Here is an 18,497-nt window from a genome sequence, read left to right on the forward strand (position 1 = left end):
TTCTGATGCTAGTTGGTCTAACACCTTGCAATGTTTGTCTTTTATACGTAATTTAAGGGTTTTCATGTACTTATATTAACAATCAAAACTCAAGGAAAATAGTCCTTAGTTAAATCAAACGACACTTTATGTCGTGTCGCTTATATCTCTGACCTGAAGGACAGAGTTTTACGCTCCATTTGATAAAAAAGCCATGATCAACATGGCTTTCAATGTTCCTAACGCAGGATGATAAACAGATTATAAATAATCGCCTTCACGCTCTGGCTGATACAAAATCTTCTCAATTTTGACTTTCATCATATGACCATCGGGCTGTGGCCATTCAATTTCCTGACCTTCAGCTAAACCTAAAATGGCAGTCCCGACAGGTGCAACCACATTCACCTGCCCTTTCTCACCTTTAAAGTCATGCGGATAAACCAAGGTAATTTCAGTCGGTTCTTTTGCAGGTGCAATGGTAATCAATGCGCGGGCATTCATGCTCACCACATTATTCGGTACATCTTGTGGCGCAACCACTTCAGCACGTGCCAATTCATCTTCTAGATGTTGCATCGTTGGCGTCAATTTAGGTTGATGCTCAAGCATCGTTTCCAAACGGTGCAAATCTTGTTCTGAAATAATAATCTTTGGTCTAATCATTTACTTTTATTCCTGTCATTCCGACAATACTGTCATCATCAGCTTGCCTACAATCATATTCAATACGCTTAAGTTATAACAGAAATTCAGCTTATTGAACGAAAAATCAATTTTTTACATCCATAAAAAAAGCCCCCTTGAGGGGCTTTTCTCAAGGCTGTGCTTATTTTGCGTAAACTGGGAATTTCGCGCAAACAGCTTCAACTTTTGCTTTTACAGTATTAATTACAGCTTCGTCACCTTTGCTGTCAAGAATGTCTGCAATCCAACCTGCAAGATCACGTACTTCTGCTTCACCAAAACCACGTGTAGTTACCGCTGGAGTACCGATACGGATACCAGAAGTTACAAATGGAGAACGTGGATCGTTCGGTACAGAGTTTTTGTTTACAGTAATGTGCGCAGCACCTAACCATGCATCTGCATCTTTACCTGTAATATCTTGCTTGATTAAAGAAAGCAAGAACAAGTGGTTTTTCGTACCACCAGATACTACATCATAACCACGTTCAATAAGAACTTCAGCCATCGCTTGCGCATTTTTAACAACTTGTTGTTGATACGCTTTGTATTCAGGCGCCATTGCTTCTTTAAAACAAATTGCTTTTGCTGCAACTGCGTGTACCAATGGACCACCTTGGTTACCAGGGAACACAGCAGATTGTAATTTTTTCTCGATCTCTTCGTTTGCTTTCGCAAGAATTAGACCAGAACGTGGACCACGCAATGTTTTGTGTGTAGTAGTAGTCGTTACGTCAGCAATTTGCACAGGGTTCGGATATACACCAGCAGCCACTAGACCTGCTACGTGTGCCATATCTACAAATAAATAAGCACCAACTTTGTCTGCGATGTCGCGGAAACGCTGCCAATCTACAATTTGGCTATACGCAGAGAAACCCGCAACAATCATGCGTGGTTTGTGTTCAAGCGCTAAACGCTCAACTTCTTCGTAATCAATTTCGCCAGTTTCTGGGTTTAAACCATATTGGATAGCGTTATATGTTTTACCTGAGAAGCTTACTTTTGCACCATGAGTCAAGTGACCACCATGTGCCAAGCTCATACCTAACACAGTGTCGCCTGGGTTAAGTAAAGCTAAGTAAACTGCAGAGTTTGCTTGTGAACCAGCGTGTGGTTGAACGTTAGCATAATCTGCACCAAAGAGTTCTTTAGCACGGTCAATCGCCAATTGTTCAATAATATCTACGTATTCGCAACCGCCGTAGTAGCGTTTGCCTGGGTAGCCTTCTGCATATTTATTGGTAAGTTTTGAACCTTGAGCTTCCATTACTGCAGGTGAGCAGTAGTTTTCAGAAGCAATTAACTCAATATGAGCTTCTTGGCGCGCATCTTCATTGGTGATCGCTTGAGCTAATTCTGGATCAAATTCGGCAATAGAAATATTGGCAAACATTAGCGAGGTCCTATTAATTTAGGGCTTTTAAGCCGTGCTAAGATTGGCGCGTATTGTAGCATAAAGTTTGTGAACTGAGAGAATGAACTTTGCTCAATTTTACATAAAAATAGCTCATGTTTCAGATAAAACATGAGCTATTTTAGGTCAAATCAATCTTTATCGTAATTCAACAACTTATTGAATAGGCATTAGTGATTGAACATCTTTGACAATCTCATCCATATTATCCACATACACCGAACCATGATCCCATTTTTGCTCTACAGGTAAATCCTGATCAGTGACGTAATGAATTTTAGTTCCCATCCCTTGAGCTGACTGAACCAAGTAATCCGTGACTTGTTTCGGTACAGTTGGGTCAGCCGTTCCTTGATAAATAAATATAGGCGTACTGATTTTCACTTTTAATGGCTGTGAACCATTGGTTAAGAAATCTTTAACTTCAGGGATGGTCGTCATGAAATTCGGTTGAGTACGTGGATAACCATCCAATTTTCCATAAGTCTGTGCGTGCTCTCGCATTGGCTGAAGCATACTCCCACCTAATGCCTCATAACAGATTGACTCTGCCTGAGCAGCAAGTTGATCTGTTGGTGACACAAATATTTCAGAATATTTCAAGGTTGGAGCAGTATTTCTTAGCCCCGCAGCAATTAGAGCAGTAAACGTATCTAATGGCACAAGTGTCTGTACTTTCTTTATTACATCTGGCTCTTGAGTTGCTTTTTGTTCACCACCCGCCAATACCAACGCTAAATTTGATGCAGGTGCGATAGCTATGGCACCCTTATAATTTAACTGCGCACGCGATGCATACTGTGCTGCACCTAAAGCCGCATGTCCACCCTGTGAATGTCCAACTACACTCCATCGCGTTTCTGCAGTATTACCCAAAAGCTTGCTTGCAGCGACAACTGCATCTGTAATCGAATAAGCTTCACTTTTTAAGTTTAAAAATGGATGTAATTCTTTACCGCTCGGTTCACCTAAACCTTCATAGTCAGGTGCAACAACGGCATAACCTGCAGCCAATAGTTTAGCAATGAAATACTCATTTCCATTTAGACCTTGACGGCTCGGCGCACACGCATCTGCCACTCCTGTTGTGCCATGCGCCCAAACTACAAGTGGCCATCCACCCGCAGGCTTAACTGTTTGAGGGGTAAAAACAAGTGCAGTTGCCTGAGTTTCCTGTCCATTTACCCCTAACATTTTATAAGTCATCAATGTTTTAGAGGCACTTACTGTATCTAAAACATTATTCGCATTGGCACCCTGATCTAAATAAGGCTCTGTTTTCACGACAGGGGCACTAAAATTATATTTCGGAATGCCATCCTCAATAACCACAACACTCGTATCGTCATGATCATCATTACACGCAGTTAAAAACAAACTGCTGCTGGCCAAAGCCACGCTTAACCATATTTTTTTCATTTGCTTACCCTTGTCTTCATATTCTTATTAATTGCATCCTTCGCAATCTTTATTTGTACGCTTTTTTATCGTATCAGGCAAGATTTCAACAATTAATATGCAAGTGTATTTTATTTAAAATTAAACACTTACGGTAAAAATCAGTAAATTGATCACATATACAAGTGCCTATTAAATTTCAATTCAATTTGTCATACGCAGCGGCTAATGTTAGATTGCATTTTTATTGAATGACGCAAGCGAATCAGGACATGCAGGCAATTATTCTCGACACTGAAACCCATACTTTAAATGGACAACCCATTGAGATTGCCTACGCCCCCATTCAAATTCAAGATGGCAAAATCAGTCTAGATAAAAGTCAAATTTTCGATCAGTTATATCAAGTCGATGAGCCAATTTCATTCGCAGCGATGGCGGTACATCATATTTTAGAATCAGATTTAATTGATCAACCGCATTACAGTAGTTTCGAATTACCTGCCGAAACCACCTATATTATTGGGCATAATATTGATTACGATATTCGCGCTTTAGAAAAATGTGGTGTGGATACTTCTAAAATTAAAGCCATTTGCACTTTAGCACTTGCACGTCGTGTATGGCCGAATGCTGAAGCACACAATATTTCAGCTTTAATTTATATGATTACCAAAGGCAGCGAAAAAGCGCGTGATATGATTAAAAAAGCGCATCGTGCCGATATGGATATTATTTTAACGGCCAATATTTTGATGCACGAAGTTCATCAATTACAAATTCAAAGTATTGAAGAACTCTACACTGCCTCAGAAGAAGCACGTATTCCACAAATTATCAATTTTGGTAAACATCGTGGTACGGCAATTGCCAACCTTCCTGCCGATTATGTGCAATGGTTATTAAGACAAGAAGATTTAGATCCTTACTTACGCAAGGCGCTCGAAAATACCAGCATTTTGACTTTATAAATGTTTCAAGTGAATCTTATTGCATTTAGCTGTCATAAATTATTCATATTATTGTAATTTTCAAAGTCTATGCTGTGCCTTAATTTATTGGGGAAATAAATTAAGGCACATGTTTAATTATCAAAAAACTCAACTCGGTCTAGATGCATTACAACAGCGCACACGTGATTTAAATGCACGTCAACGTCGTTTATTGGTACTGATTGGTACTGAAGATTTTGATTTACTCGGAGATCAGTTCAAGCAACGTCTTGCACCACCTGAATTGATTGAACAGCTATTAGATATGCACCTGATTGCCCCTGCTGCGCTTGAGCAAGACACTTTGCAACACCAAGAGCAAACGGCTAACATTCTGCTGCAACAAGAGCAAGAGCCATCATCTACCACTTTACACACAGAAATTCATAGCCAACTTGCAAGCAGCACCCCGCAAGCGCATGCTGAAAGTTTGGCAGAACCAATCCACACCCAACATCTTCAAGTAAATTCAGTTCCTGCATATTTAGAAGCACGTGTTGCAGCTGCCATCAATACAGAACAGCCCGCTGAACAACCTGAACCCCAAGCAGAAATACAGCCTGAAATTACCGCTTTGAGTTTTGAAGATGTAAAATTTCTCATGATGGATACTTTGCAGCGTCATTGTGGATTAATGGCAAAACAACTGATTCAGCGAATTTTACAAGCTCAGGATATTCGCAGCTTAAAACTCTGCCAAATGCAATGGATTACCTCTTTGCAAGAAACTCGTTTACCACCGAAAGCACTCAATCAGATTTTGCAGCAAATCAACCACTCTCTGCAAAAGCTTAATCCGACTTAAAGCTTAGATTTTTTTACTTAGTTTTAAGTCTTTTTAACAATTAAAACCATGCTCAGGGACATATGGATTAATTTATTTTTATTACTTTTCAACACCTTAAAAACACATATAAACCTTAGATCCATTATTCCTATAAAAGCTAAGACTTTAGCGGCATAGCCCCGACTGATAAAAATCAGCGATATAGTATTTTCTAGAATTGTTGAGGCACAGGGTTATGATGAATTATGCATTTTTTTTAGCGTTTGATGCTTATGACAATCCAATGCAACTCAGTAAAGTTGGCAATTGGGTGATTACCTTTTTAAGCCCAAAAGATCAGGAAAGCCAAATACAGTTAGCGATTACCAATGTGTTGCCGCGTCAAATTTCAGCACATTTACAACCGCGACGCATAGTGATTCAACAAAGTACAGATGCCCAGCTCTGGCAAATCTTGCAAATTGAATGTTTTGATAGTCAAACCAATCAAGAGTTGAGTTTTCAACCCGATGATGACATTGGGCAAGCGGTCATTCAAAAAATTATTCAAGAGTTTGATAAATACGATGTAAATATCCAACTTGTAGAAGATCAGACGGTTTAAAGCGATATGTTTTACACTTAATGAGCACTTTATTTACGTGTGCTTTAAAAATCCTGCGCACAAAAAAGCTCATCGAAATGAGCTTTTCTAAAAATAAAGTAGTCTCACAAATATTTACTCCAACACACGGAAAATACTATCAGACTCGCGGCTTTCAAACAAAAGTTCGATGCTTGGTAAAATCACTTCACCTTCCACAATAATGTGTTCAATTTTGTGAAATAGTGCCAAACCCGCTGCCAATGAAGTTTCTGGGATATTACGTAGCAATGCTTTTGCTTCGTAAATATGGCTAAACTGGTCTTTAACTTTAATATCGATGATTTGCGTCATTGTTGTTCCCTTTTTCTTGACGGAAATTTTTTATACCATAGCTTATAAATTTTTTAAAAAAGTGAGTTGTTAGATTGTTTGACAATGTAGTATTTTTTTAAACTAAATTTAAATTATCTAATAAATTCAAACACATATTTTTTAAAATTTTATTTACAACTTACAAAACCACAGTAAATTTGCTTGTTTTTCATTCTAGCACAGAAAAAACTCGCATTGCTGCGAGTTTTTTTATGTTGGAAGGCTAGTGCTGATTTTATTGTTTGAACAAGAGTTACAAACTTAACGAGCTGTCATTGATCCGTCCAACTGCATCGTAGCGTCTATTACATTGAATGACCTACTGTAGTTTTAATATAGTGAAACTTATTTTTTGCTGCAATAGCCCACTACATTTCAACACATTCACACAGCAAAATTTCAATTGATTTAATTTTCAGTTACGGCATAATTTTATGCGGTTAAAAGCTCCAGCTTTGCGATTAGCTTCTGCATAACTTGGCGATACTTTCAAATAATAAGAAGTCGACGATTATTCAATTAACTCAATTTCATAATCAACATCTTGCAGCATATCTTTATTGTATAGCTTTACCATTGCTGTTGCTTCAGCATAATCGTAGAACAAACCTTCTGCGACGGCTTTACTGCGAAATTCCGTGGTACCAATTTCATTATCATGCGGAACAAAATATAAGTTTTCTGGAATGAGTTTAACGATATAGCCCACGAAGCTGCCCTCAGATTTTTCAGTTTTAAAATATGTGAGTTTTATATGCTGAAAAACGTGATCAGGCTATGGCAAATAAGATCGAATGTTTATCTTAATTTTTTATATACTTTTCAACTATTTTTTATATTACAGTTCAATGCTTATATACTAATTTGGTGCGCTCAGCGGGACTCGAACCCACGCCACAGGCTTCGGAGACCTGTACTCTATCCAGTTGAGCTATGAGCGCGCGCTGCACATCATAACAAAAAATTGCTGAAGGTAAAGCAACTATATATAAGTTACGTATTTTTATGCTTATGCTTTAAACAATGTTCCAAACTTGCAACATAGAATTCCATGTAACTTACTTGGTTTATTGGCTCAGATCGCTCACAATAGTGACTCTATTCCTCAAGTGAGAATTTCATGACTGATGCATTGACGTTAAGGGACGTGTCAAAGACCTATCGAAATGGTTTCCAAGCACTAAAAGGAATTAATTTGACCGTTTCTGAAGGCGAGTTTTATGCCCTACTTGGACCCAATGGTGCAGGTAAATCTACAACCATTAGCATCATCAGTTCTCTCACCAAAAAAACGGCAGGTACAGTAGAAATTTTTGGGCACAATTTGGATACACATCCATCTCAAGCCAAGCAATGCTTAGGGGTTGTGCCGCAAGAATTTAACTTTGGTCAGTTTGAAAAGACCTTTGACATTTTGGTCACACAAGCAGGCTATTACGGTATTCCTAAAAAAGTTGCCGAACAACGTGCCGAAGAATATTTAGAAAAACTGGGTTTGTGGGATAAACGTGCCACTCAAGCGCGTATGCTGTCTGGCGGTATGAAGCGTCGTTTAATGATTGCACGTGCCATGATGCACGAACCGAAACTGCTTATTTTGGATGAACCCACTGCAGGTGTAGATATTGAGCTGCGTCGTTCAATGTGGGATTTTTTAACAGAGATGAATGATAAAGGCACCTCAATCATTCTCACCACCCACTATTTAGAAGAAGCGGAAATGTTGTGTCGTCGTATCGCGATTATTGATCGTGGTGTGATTAAAGAAGACACTTCAATGAAAAACTTCTTAAACCAGTTAAGTGAAGAATCTTTTATTTTTGATTTAGCTGAACCGATTCAACCCATTCATTTAGATATTATTGGTGTACGTTTCAACCTAATTGATGCAGTGACCCTAGAAGTCACCATGGATAAAGCTCATACCTTAAATGATTTATTCCAACTTTTAGAAGCACAAGGCATTCGCGTGCGCAGTATGCGCAATAAGTCCAACCGTCTAGAAGAGTTATTTGTCAAAATGGTCGAAAAGAATTTAGATGGAGCTGCGCAATGAATTTTACCCAACTACGGATTGCACTCTATACCTTAGTGCATAAAGAAGTTCGTCGTTTTATGCGCATATGGCCTCAAACCTTGCTCCCGCCAGCCATCACCATGAGTTTGTACTTCGTGATTTTTGGTAATTTGGTCGGTTCGCGTATTGGTGAAATGGGCGGCTTTAGCTATATGCAATTTATTGTGCCCGGCTTAATTATGATGGCAGTCATTACCAACAGCTATGCCAACGTATCTTCAAGTTTTTTTAGTGCAAAATTCCAGAAAAGCATTGAAGAACTAATCATGAGCCCTGTACCTTTGCATGCCATTTTATGGGGTTATGTTTTGGGTGGTGTTATCCGTGGTGTATTGGTCGGCATTATTGTCACCACCATGAGTTTATTCTTTACTGACCTTTATATTACCAATTGGTTTGTCACCATTTACACAGTATTAATTACGTCCTTTTTATTCTCATTAGGTGGCTTTATTAATGCTGTTTATGCCAAATCATTTGATGATATTTCTATTATTCCAACTTTTGTACTGACTCCACTGACTTATTTAGGTGGTGTATTCTATGCCATTAGTGCCTTAAGCCCTTTTTGGCAAAATCTCTCTTTAATTAACCCTGTGGTGTATATGGTTAATGCTTTCCGTTACGGCATTTTAGGACATAGTGATGTCAACGTGACGATTTCATTATCTGTGATTACACTATGCTGTGCAGTGCTTTATGGTATTGCCTATCATTTACTTTCTCGTGGTTCAGGAATGCGTGAATAATGAGTGTTGAACAATCTCTTCTTGGTAAAGACACCAATTATCCTACAGAATATCAACCCGATATTTTGTTCCCTATTTCACGTGCTGCTGCACGTGAAAAATATGCAGATGTTGAGGGAATTCAACTGGGGCAAGACTGGTGGCACGTTTTTGAAATTTCGTGGTTGAATGCCGCAGGCATTCCGCAAGTTGCGATTGGTCGGATTACACTACCTGCTTCATCGCCTAACCTGATCGAATCAAAATCATTAAAGCTCTACTTTAATAGTATGAACTTTACCCGCTTTCAGTCTGAAGCCAATTTCATTGAAACTGTTGAGCATGATTTAACGGCTGCAGCACAAGCACCTGTTACGCTAACTTTATTTCAGGTCGATGATTTAGCGATTAGCCAGCCTGAGGGCATTTGCATTGATCAGCTCACGCCTGAGCGTTTAGAGCAGCATCCTGACCCAAGTTTATTGCAATTCGATTTAGAACAAGCGGAAGATATAGAGGTACAACTTTTCTCACATTTATTACGCAGCAATTGTCCTGTCACAGGACAACCTGACTGGGGCACGGTTTTTATCCGTTATCAAGGCAAAAAACCTTGTTATCGCAGTATTTTGGCTTATATTATTTCTTATCGTCAGCATAATGGTTTCCATGAACAATGTGTGGAACAGATGTTTGCAGACATCTGGCAAAAATTCGCACCAGAAAAACTGATGGTATATGCAACCTATACACGTCGTGGTGGTTTAGACATTAACCCTTGCCGTGTATCGGACTTAACATGGATGCCTCGCCCTATTCGTTTAGCGCGACAATAACAACATTGAGGTTGAACAATGCCATTTTTTGGATTCATTCCATCTGCAGAATTATTAAATACGATTGAAACTGCACAACAGAAAAAAAATTCAAGTGAGCCGCTGTACCCACTGCGCGACAAAACCGCATTAATGATTAATGAAGAAATCATTGATGCCATTTTAACCGAGTTGGTACGTCGTTTTCCTGCCAGCGATAAACGCGACACTGCCGAAAAACTTGCGGGCTATGTCAAATCTACCGTTGCAGTACTCCTAAAACAATTATTAAGCAAAGCGCCAAATGATGTCGTGAAACAATCGATTGAATTTTCTGAGCGCAGTAGCTTTAAAGATGCAGCAGGCAATGCACGTGTAGGTGAAACGCTCGATGCAAGTCTAGTGACCAACCTGAAACACAACTATGCCGAAATTCAAGCAGGCAATGAAGTGAACAAAGCTGCTTTAACCGAACTATATAAACAGTTTGCAGAAGCGACGGTACGCCACTTTATGAGCGACTTTAACAAAACCCTCGATTTGGGCATGATTAAGCGTAAAGCAGCAGATATTGGCGCAGCAGCGGTAATTAAAGCTGTCCATATTGCGGTGGATAAAATCATCCCAAATTTAACCAAAGAGGAACTCTTGGTTTTAGCGGAATATCACGACACCTTATTCCATCATTAATATCAGTGGGTTTAACTCATAATGCGTTTTAAGCCCTTTTGTTGCATGTTAAGTGCAAAATGCCTGATTTTGATCAGGCATTTTTATATGCAATGCAATATCAGGATATGTCTGCAACTTTTGCACAATCAAGAATAACTTTTTGCACCTAGATTGAATTTTGTTACAAATCCTGCGCGCTTTTTACACATTCTTTGTCTATTTTTGTATAAGTTTTTGCAAACCAGTCACGCATGAATGCTATCTTAGCCGCTTACTTCGCTTTCGCAGTTTGGCCCCAATAGCGGCTTATTCTTCATATATAAGTAGCAACTTATTTACTGCATATAAATAAGTTGTGTAAATCATCAATTTGGAATTTTCCTCAATATGTTCAAACTTGATTTTTATAACAAACTAAAACGTCTTTCTTTACTCATTGGTGCATTTTCTATCACCAGTTTTTGTCTGGCCAATGATTTCCAAAATCATCCGTCTTATGCCAGTTTTAAACAAAAAACCATGCAGACCTATGGCTTGAGTGCAGCACAAGTCGATTGGGCGATGGAAGGCTCTAAAAACTTACCCAATATCATCAACATCATGAACCGCCCAGGCGAAAGTAAGCCTTGGTACGACTATAAAACCAATTTCCTTGCAGAAAGCACTATTCAGCGCGGTATGCGCTTTAAACAACAATATGCAGACACGCTCAATCGTGCTGAACAGCAATTTGGTGTACCGCAATCCATTATTTTAGGGATTCTGGGTGTAGAAACAGGTTTTGGAAGCAATAAGGGCTCTTTTGTAACCCGTGATGCCCTTGCCACCTTAGGCTTTGGTTATGAACGTCGCGCGGAATACTTTAAAGATGAACTCGCAGCACTGATCGCATGGTCATATAAAGATGGTGTGCCAACTTCTTCAATTGTTGGTTCTTATGCAGGTGCTGTTGGTTATCCGCAGTTTATGCCTAGCAATATTCCAAAATTTGGGGTCGATTATGACGGCAACGGACATATTGATCTACGCAACTCGGCAGTCGATGCCATTGGCTCCATTGCAAACTACTTGGCACAACATGGCTGGCAGCGCAATCAACCCATTGCATTTGCTGCACGATATACAGGCAACAATCCTGACAGTGTCATTGCCAAAGATTTGACCCTGCCAACACCTTATGGGGTTTTAAAATCGCAAGGCGTGATGCCAATGAATCCAATTGTGCAAATAGATGACCTCGACTTGGTCAATGTCATTCAATTACAAGAAAATTATGGTCATATCTACTATATAACCTATCCAAATTTTCAGGTGATTACGACTTATAACCGTAGCCGTATGTATGCGACTGCATTGTGGTTATTGGGCACTGAAATTGCGAGTCGCTAAACAAAAATTTAAATATAAAACAAAAAAGTCAAGAAATATTTTTGACAATTTGATCACAGAACAAACTTTTTACACATTGTGTTACAATATTGGTTATTTTTTAATCAAATAGAGTTAGTTTTTGGTACTTTTTGTCATTATTTTCGTATAAAGACTAGACACCTTTAGTAAGGGATGAATATTATCCACTTCGTCAAATGTAGTCGAAAAAGTGAAATTACAGACAGGATTACCGCTATTTCAATCAGTTAAGAGCGAAATAAGTTAAAAATTCTGTCTTCAGGAGTTCAAACCATGCATAGTTCACTTAAATACTTACTTGCACTTTCTGCAGCTGTTGCCCTAAGTCAGTCGCAAGCTGAAATGGTGCAATCATCATTCAACAATGATAATGAGTCATCTAGCCTAGCTGCGCGTGTACTCAACAAAGAAGCACAAAGTTTTAATTCACATTTCTCAAATTTGAATAGCCTTTCAATCACCGAACGTTCAGGCGACCAAATCCGTCGTCAAACGATTGCAGCGAAAATTGAAATTCCTGCTGAAGAGCCTTCAGTGATTGAAAAGTTAAATACAGTGGCATCGAACACTGTACGTAAATTTAGCCAAACAGGTATGGCATCTTGGTACGGTCGTCAATTCCACGGTCGTAAAACTGCAAGCGGTGAAACGTTCGACATGAACGCAATGACTGCTGCACACCGTAGCCTGCCGCTAAACTGCTATATTCGCGTAACCAATAAAAACAATGGTAAAAGCGTTGTAGTTAAAGTAAATGACCGTGGTCCATTCCATGGCAACCGTGTACTCGATCTTTCTTATGGCGCTGCAAAACAATTGGGCATCACCAATGCAGGTACTGCCAAAGTAAGCATTGAGCGTATTGACGGTCCAAACTCTTAAGATTCGCTTACACGACTTCACATTTGACTTGAAAGCCACAGCAATGTGGCTTTTTTAATGCCTGTAAGATTTACAGTCATCCCATGCATGTCTGCACAAAGATGATCCACACAAATTTTGTTGCCACTTCATTTTGAAAATATGAATACTGTTTTGACCGCCTCACTGTTCTCAGTTATATTTTAGACAGTCAAACAATAACAACGGATGATCGGTCTACAGGAGTAGCACATGAAGACAGTAAGCGAGTGGCTTGATGAATACAGCGAGAGCCATCAAAATAAAACCAATAAATTAATTCACTGGGTGTGCGTACCTACGATCTTTTTTTCGATTGTCGGCATCTTGGCGCATTTCAGCGCTTTACTAACAACATTACTTCTGGTGCTCAGTTTTATTTTTTATGCACGTTTAGACTTGGTTCTTGCAGTTGCAATGGCAGCATTAATGCTGGTAATGGCATGGCTGATTTATGTTTTGCCTGTTGGAATGGGTTTTTATATCGCAATTTTTGTTTTGGCGTGGATTGGGCAGTTTTATGGTCACAAAGTTGAAGGGAAAAAACCTTCATTCTTCAAAGACCTCCAATTCCTTCTCATTGGCCCAATTTGGTGCATGGATGCCTATTTAGGTAAAATCCTACCCTCTTGGAAAACACGTCGTAAAAACAGCATTATGAGCATTTAAACGCTATATCCTATTTTCATTATCGGAAGAACCGTTATTGATAGGTTCTTCCTTGATGTTTTAACCATCCGCCCACGTGTTTGTTTGCTGGATCATGATGCGTCCAGTGAATCACCCCACCCTTATCTGAGTATTCATATTCACCAAAAAACTCAACAGTATCACCTTTTGCAATATTGGTAATTCGTGGTGCAAGATCAATATTATGTGCAACCAATACAGTTTGCCCATTATTCAGTTTTAAAATAAATTTTTGATGACGTGAGCCTTCGTTGTCATCCGCTAACACTGCAATGACCTGCCCACTCGCACGGACTTGTAAATCGCTCTGTTTGCGCTCAAACGCACGTTCAATCAGCTGAACACCCTGAGCATCATCTTGCAGCGTATCTCGCTGTACGTCTAACTGCTCTTTTTCATCTTGTGATGTGCGAGCAGTGCTTGTAGTTGGCGCGCTTGATGTTTCAGACTGAAACTGTTGTAAATCTATGCCAAAAAATGCAGCAATTAACACCACAATAATTGCGCCAATGCTTAAATTCTTTTTATTTGCCATATAACCTCCTTGTTCTGATTCCACCCTATACGATTAAGTCAATTATTCGTAACATACTGATTTAAAATTAATATCTTTAATCTTCATCTCAATATTTATGCCACGATTGCATATTGCCAAAATCTATATTCACAAAAAAGCCCCAAAATAAATTGGGGCTTTTCTTACAAAATATTTTACCTTAAGTAAAAAATTATTTTGCAGCAGCTTGAGCAGCAGCAACTTCTTCAGCGAAGCTCATTTCTGCTTTTTTCTCAATACCTTCGCCTACTTCGAAACGAACGAATTGAGCAACAGTTGTACCAGTTGCTTTTAATACTTCAGCAACTTTCTTCTCGTTGTCAATTACGTACATTTGACGATCAAGCGCAACTTCGTTCAAGTATTTTTCAACTGAACCAGTTACCATCTTCTCTACGATGTTTGCAGGCTTACCAGATTCAACTGCTTTCGCTTCTGCAATTTCTTTCTCTTTAGCGATAAGATCAGCAGGAACTTGTTCAGCAGTAACAGCAACTGGGTTGAATGCAGCAACGTGCATTGCAATACCTTTACCAGTCGCAGCATCACCTGTGTAAGAAACCACAACACCGATTTTTAAACCGTGCTTGTACACAGCAAGGTTTTCACCTTCAACGATTTGTGCACGACGAACTTGGATGTTTTCACCAATTTTTTGAACAAGTGCAACACGTGTTTCTTCAACAGTTGCGCCATCTTCAAGTTTAAGTTCAGCAATTTTAGCAGCATCAGTTTCGTTTGCAGCAAGAGCAGCAGCAGCAACTTTCGCAGAGAAACCAGCAAAGTTTTCGTCTTTTGCAACGAAGTCAGTTTGACAGTTTACTTCTAAAAGAATCGCTTTGTTGCCTTCTTGAACGATTGTGATTGCACCGTCAGCAGCAATGTTACCTGCTTTTTTAGCAGCTTTTGCTTGACCAGATTTACGAAGGTTGTCAATCGCTAATTCGATGTCACCGCCCGCTTCTGTTAATGCTTTTTTACATTCCATCATTGCTAGACCAGTACGATCACGCAATTCTTTAACCATGCTTGCTGTAACTGCAGTCATGTTTATCTCCTAAAATCGGTAGAAAATGAATTCTTTTTTTAACAGAAACGGCCCAGAGGGTGTCTCTTGGGCCGTCTGCATACATGACGCTTACTTTGCCACCATCACATGTCGCAAAAATGACAAGCTTACGTCAAAACGCATTAAGCCTCAGAAGCAGGAGCTTCTTCGCCTTTTGCTTGAGCATTGGCTTGAGTTTGAGCGTATTCTTTACCAGCAATGATCGCATCAGCCATTGAAGAAGCGTAAAGTGTTACTGCACGGATCGCATCGTCGTTACCCGGAATAACGTAGTCTACGTTGTCTGGGTTAGAGTTTGTATCAACGATACCGATTACAGGAATACCTAAGTTTTTCGCTTCTTTAATTGCAATTGCTTCGTGATCAACGTCAATTACGAATAATGCGTCAGGTAAACCACCCATGTTTTTCACACCGCCTAAAGCGCGCTCAAGTTTTTCCATTTCACGGCTACGCTCTAAAGCTTCACGTTTAGTAAGCTTAGCAAAAGTACCGTCAGTAGACTGAACTTGAAGATCTTTTAAACGGCTGATAGATTGGCGAAGTGTTTTCCAGTTCGTCAACATACCACCTAACCAACGGTGATCTACATACGGTTGACCAGCGCGTTGAGCTTGTTCACGGATGATTGCAGAAGCAGCACGTTTTGTACCAACGAACAAAACTTTGTTCTTTTTGCTAGCCAATTGGTTTGCAAAGTTCAAAGCATCATTTAACGCAGGAACAGTGTGTTCAAGGTTGATGATGTGAATTTTGTTACGCGCACCAAAGATGTATTGACGCATCTTTGGGTTCCAGAAACGTGTTTGGTGACCAAAGTGTGCGCCAGCTTGAAGAAGGTCGCGCATGCTTACGTTGTAATCTGCCATTTTCTTTACCTTAAATGTTTGGGTTAGGCCTCCATATATCCGCATTCTCCACCCCAAAGGGCACCCAGAGTAATGTGACGATATATGTGCGGATTTTTAATTTCCCTTTTACCAAGCTCTTTGAAACATATTCATAAAAAGCATTTGATAAAATGGGCGGCTATTTATACCATAGTCACACACAAATTTCCAAAAGTTTTTAAAGATCATGAACACAACTTATCAAGCACCTCGTCGACTCATCAAAACCGCAGAAGATATTGAAAAAATGCGCGTGGCAGGACGACTGGCGGCAGAAGTTTTGGAGATGATCAAAGCACACGTTAAACCAGGCGTTACTACGCTCGAACTGGATACGATTTGCCATGACTATATTGTCAATCAACAACAAGCTATTCCTGCCTGCTTAGGTTATGGTGCTGCTCCGGGTCGTCCAGCATTCCAACACACCATTTGCACATCGGTTAACCATGTGGTTTGTCACGGTATTCCGTCAGAAAGTAAAGTGCTGAAGAAAGGCGATATTTTAAATATTGATGTCACAGTCATTAAAGATGGTTTCCACGGCGATACCAATATGATGTATATCGTGGGTGGTGAAACTTCCATTTTAGCCAATCGTTTGTGCAAAGTTGCCCAAGAAGCGATGTATCGCGGTATGGCAACCGTTAAACCCGGTTCAACCATTGGTGATATTGGTCATGCGATTCAAAAATATGTTGAATCTGAACGCTTTAGTGTCGTGCGTGAATATTGCGGTCATGGTATTGGGACGACCTTCCACGATGAGCCACAAGTATTGCACTATGGTCAAGCCAACACAGGCATGATTTTAGAAGAAGGTATGACTTTTACCATTGAACCAATGGTCAATGCAGGCGTATGGCAAACCAAATTACTTGGCGATAAATGGACAGTGGTGACCAAAGACCACAAATTATCGGCACAGTTTGAACACACCATTTTGGTCACCAAAGATGGCTTGGAAGTGCTGACTGCCCGCCCTGATGAAGATTTATCACGCTTTACTGCATAACGTGTTTGCAGCCAAAATCTGTCATTGGCTAAAAATTTAACCCGTATGTCAAAAAGATCAGTTCCGACTGGTCTTTTTTATTAATTTCAACGCATACAATTTCTATAAAATCTTTTTATTTCAAACCAATAGAACTTTAAAGCCATCCAATAAAACAAGCATTTTCACGTATTCAACAGTTTTGGATTTAACAAAACACCTGCACACTTTTCCAGTTATTCACAAAAGTTTAAAAAAATATCTTGTAAAAACAACAGTTTTATTTTTCCAGTCCATTTCATAATGCCTTGCATAACAATGCCGTAAATAACAACAAGCAAAATTGGACATGGAGTTCCACAATGAAAAAAACACTATGCTGTTTGGCACTGAGTAGTTTGCCAGTCATTAGTTATGCCAACTCACCTTATTTTAGTTTAAAAGATGGTGATGGTTTTAAACGCTTTTCTGTTTCGGTAGGTGCGCTGCACGTTATGCCACAAGGTAAAGCACAACCTTTTCGGGTCAATACAGCCATCCACAATGGCTACACAGCGGATGTCGGTGAGGTTCAATCGCAAACTGTAAAAGATAATTTACGTGACGGTTTTGAGCCACCCATATTATTAAGCGGAGCATTAAATTTGCTGCCTACCGTGCCTGCCAACATGAGTGGACAAGCCACAATTTCAGGTTTGGAACAATGGGATAATCCCGGTACAGGTTTAGAAGCAGATGATGTCACTACACTGGGTATCATCAGTAACTATTTCTTTACTGATAATATTTCCTTTGAAGTCAAAGGCGGCATTCCACCTAAAGTTGATTTGCAAGGCAAAGGGAAAATTTATGCACCTTTCTCCGCAATTGCACGTCCATTAGGCGGTGCGTTGGGTGAGCTAGAATTACAAAACGATATTTTCATTACCGATTTAGCAGCACATGGCCCTGCTGCTTCTGCCCGAGCATGGACACCTGCATTTGAGTTTCAATATCACTTTGGCAAAACAGGCGTAAATAAGTTCCGCCCCTATGTTGGCGTCGGTTTGATGTATGCCTATTTCAATGAGTTAGAAATTAATCCACGTACTGAGCAGGACTTAATTGCTTCAGGTCACATGATTGCCAATATTAAAGAAGGAAAATCAGGCGCATCTTTAGAAGGCAAACCAAGTTCAGCCAACCCAAAAGTTGAGTTAGATGCCACCGATGCGTTTGCACCTGTTGCCACCGTAGGTTTTACCTATGACTTTAATGAAAAATGGTTTGCAGTTGGTTCACTATCTTATGCACACCTTAAAAATGAAACCACCATTACGGTGACCGATGCCAAACATGGTGAATTGATTCACTCTAAAGCAGATATTGAAGTGAATCCGATCATTGCATACGCTGGCTTTGGGATGCGCTTTTAATCTCTAATTTTACTTTTCCACTTTCAACTAAATTTAAGACGGCTACGGTCGTCTTATTTTTTC

General features: G+C 39.6%; 20 protein-coding genes and 1 tRNA gene. 12 read left to right on the forward strand and 9 right to left on the reverse strand.

Going from position 1 to position 18,497, the window contains the following annotated elements; genetic code table 11:
* Positions 1–240 precede the first annotated feature (240 nt).
* The 3 genes from rnk to FTT78_RS09815 all read right to left on the reverse strand — a co-directional run bounded on the left by rnk (position 241) and on the right by FTT78_RS09815 (position 3,502).
* Positions 241–645, reverse strand: a complete 405-nt coding sequence (gene rnk / locus FTT78_RS09805) for a nucleoside diphosphate kinase regulator (protein WP_004972920.1) — start codon at positions 643–645, stop codon at positions 241–243.
* A gap of 163 nt (positions 646–808) precedes the next feature.
* A complete protein-coding gene (gene glyA / locus FTT78_RS09810; protein WP_019836649.1) occupies positions 809–2,062 on the reverse strand; it encodes a serine hydroxymethyltransferase in 1,254 nt (417 codons plus the stop codon).
* A 177-nt stretch (positions 2,063–2,239) separates the two neighbouring features.
* Complete coding sequence (locus FTT78_RS09815) at positions 2,240–3,502, reverse strand: alpha/beta fold hydrolase (RefSeq protein WP_180044213.1); 1,263 nt, start codon at positions 3,500–3,502, stop codon at positions 2,240–2,242.
* A gap of 251 nt (positions 3,503–3,753) precedes the next feature.
* Here FTT78_RS09815 and FTT78_RS09820 point away from each other — a divergent pair, with 251 nt between their 5' ends.
* The 3 genes from FTT78_RS09820 to FTT78_RS09830 all read left to right on the forward strand — a co-directional run bounded on the left by FTT78_RS09820 (position 3,754) and on the right by FTT78_RS09830 (position 5,864).
* Positions 3,754–4,452, forward strand: coding sequence for an exonuclease domain-containing protein (locus FTT78_RS09820; RefSeq protein WP_180044215.1), 699 nt, complete (start codon positions 3,754–3,756; stop codon positions 4,450–4,452).
* Between the two features lie 109 nt (positions 4,453–4,561).
* A complete protein-coding gene (locus FTT78_RS09825; RefSeq protein WP_179988940.1) occupies positions 4,562–5,278 on the forward strand; it encodes a hypothetical protein in 717 nt (238 codons plus the stop codon).
* 217 nt (positions 5,279–5,495) lie between these two features.
* On the forward strand, positions 5,496–5,864 hold the full coding sequence (locus FTT78_RS09830) for a hypothetical protein (RefSeq protein ID WP_004972910.1): 369 nt from the start codon (positions 5,496–5,498) through the stop codon (positions 5,862–5,864).
* Between the two features lie 114 nt (positions 5,865–5,978).
* Here the strand turns inward: FTT78_RS09830 and FTT78_RS09835 are convergent, their stop codons facing one another.
* From FTT78_RS09835 to FTT78_RS09845, 3 genes are all read right to left on the reverse strand, one after another.
* Positions 5,979–6,197, reverse strand: coding sequence for a hypothetical protein (locus FTT78_RS09835; protein ID WP_004972907.1), 219 nt, complete (start codon positions 6,195–6,197; stop codon positions 5,979–5,981).
* A gap of 532 nt (positions 6,198–6,729) precedes the next feature.
* A complete protein-coding gene (locus FTT78_RS09840; RefSeq protein ID WP_004972905.1) occupies positions 6,730–6,927 on the reverse strand; it encodes a hypothetical protein in 198 nt (65 codons plus the stop codon).
* A gap of 156 nt (positions 6,928–7,083) precedes the next feature.
* Positions 7,084–7,159 (reverse strand) — tRNA-Arg (locus FTT78_RS09845).
* Positions 7,160–7,338: 179 nt separating this feature from the next.
* Between FTT78_RS09845 and FTT78_RS09850 the strand changes: the two genes are divergently transcribed.
* The 7 genes from FTT78_RS09850 (at position 7,339) to FTT78_RS09880 (ending at position 13,489) form a co-directional block, all read left to right on the forward strand.
* Positions 7,339–8,274 (forward strand): ABC transporter ATP-binding protein, encoded by a 936-nt coding sequence (locus FTT78_RS09850; protein WP_180044210.1) that lies wholly within the window; start codon positions 7,339–7,341, stop codon positions 8,272–8,274.
* The gene (locus tag FTT78_RS09855; protein WP_070152368.1) at positions 8,271–9,044 is read left to right on the forward strand and encodes an ABC transporter permease; all 774 of its coding nucleotides are present in this window, start codon (positions 8,271–8,273) and stop codon (positions 9,042–9,044) included. The genes FTT78_RS09850 and FTT78_RS09855 overlap by 4 nt, the downstream gene beginning before the upstream one ends.
* Positions 9,044–9,859: an NADPH-dependent 7-cyano-7-deazaguanine reductase QueF gene (gene queF, locus FTT78_RS09860; RefSeq protein ID WP_154320518.1), complete on the forward strand. Its 816-nt coding sequence runs from the start codon at positions 9,044–9,046 to the stop codon at positions 9,857–9,859. The genes FTT78_RS09855 and queF overlap by 1 nt, the downstream gene beginning before the upstream one ends.
* Before the next feature lie 18 nt (positions 9,860–9,877).
* Positions 9,878–10,528: a hypothetical protein gene (locus tag FTT78_RS09865; RefSeq protein WP_070152374.1), complete on the forward strand. Its 651-nt coding sequence runs from the start codon at positions 9,878–9,880 to the stop codon at positions 10,526–10,528.
* Between the two features lie 369 nt (positions 10,529–10,897).
* Entirely contained in the window at positions 10,898–11,899 is a 1,002-nt protein-coding gene (gene mltB / locus FTT78_RS09870) for a lytic murein transglycosylase B (protein ID WP_180044209.1), read from the forward strand.
* Between the two features lie 294 nt (positions 11,900–12,193).
* On the forward strand, positions 12,194–12,802 hold the full coding sequence (locus FTT78_RS09875) for a septal ring lytic transglycosylase RlpA family protein (protein ID WP_004972798.1): 609 nt from the start codon (positions 12,194–12,196) through the stop codon (positions 12,800–12,802).
* 231 nt (positions 12,803–13,033) lie between these two features.
* Positions 13,034–13,489: a DUF962 domain-containing protein gene (locus tag FTT78_RS09880; RefSeq protein WP_004972797.1), complete on the forward strand. Its 456-nt coding sequence runs from the start codon at positions 13,034–13,036 to the stop codon at positions 13,487–13,489.
* Positions 13,490–13,523: 34 nt separating this feature from the next.
* Here FTT78_RS09880 and FTT78_RS09885 read toward each other — a convergent pair whose 3' ends face one another.
* The 3 genes from FTT78_RS09885 to rpsB all read right to left on the reverse strand — a co-directional run bounded on the left by FTT78_RS09885 (position 13,524) and on the right by rpsB (position 16,004).
* Positions 13,524–14,045, reverse strand: coding sequence for a DUF3465 domain-containing protein (locus tag FTT78_RS09885; RefSeq protein WP_104852266.1), 522 nt, complete (start codon positions 14,043–14,045; stop codon positions 13,524–13,526).
* A 193-nt stretch (positions 14,046–14,238) separates the two neighbouring features.
* Positions 14,239–15,114, reverse strand: a complete 876-nt coding sequence (gene tsf, locus FTT78_RS09890) for a translation elongation factor Ts (protein ID WP_004972793.1) — start codon at positions 15,112–15,114, stop codon at positions 14,239–14,241.
* A 143-nt stretch (positions 15,115–15,257) separates the two neighbouring features.
* Positions 15,258–16,004: a 30S ribosomal protein S2 gene (gene rpsB / locus FTT78_RS09895; protein WP_004972791.1), complete on the reverse strand. Its 747-nt coding sequence runs from the start codon at positions 16,002–16,004 to the stop codon at positions 15,258–15,260.
* 208 nt (positions 16,005–16,212) lie between these two features.
* On the opposite strand from rpsB, the gene map reads away from it, so the two are divergent.
* Together map and FTT78_RS09905 are read left to right on the forward strand one after the other, a co-directional pair.
* On the forward strand, positions 16,213–17,040 hold the full coding sequence (gene map / locus FTT78_RS09900) for a type I methionyl aminopeptidase (RefSeq protein ID WP_004972787.1): 828 nt from the start codon (positions 16,213–16,215) through the stop codon (positions 17,038–17,040).
* A gap of 341 nt (positions 17,041–17,381) precedes the next feature.
* Complete coding sequence (locus FTT78_RS09905; protein WP_004972784.1) at positions 17,382–18,434, forward strand: OmpW family protein; 1,053 nt, start codon at positions 17,382–17,384, stop codon at positions 18,432–18,434.
* Positions 18,435–18,497 lie beyond the last annotated feature (63 nt).

This window comes from Acinetobacter sp. YH01011 (genome assembly GCF_013420785.1).
Lineage (GTDB): Bacteria > Pseudomonadota > Gammaproteobacteria > Pseudomonadales > Moraxellaceae > Acinetobacter > Acinetobacter towneri.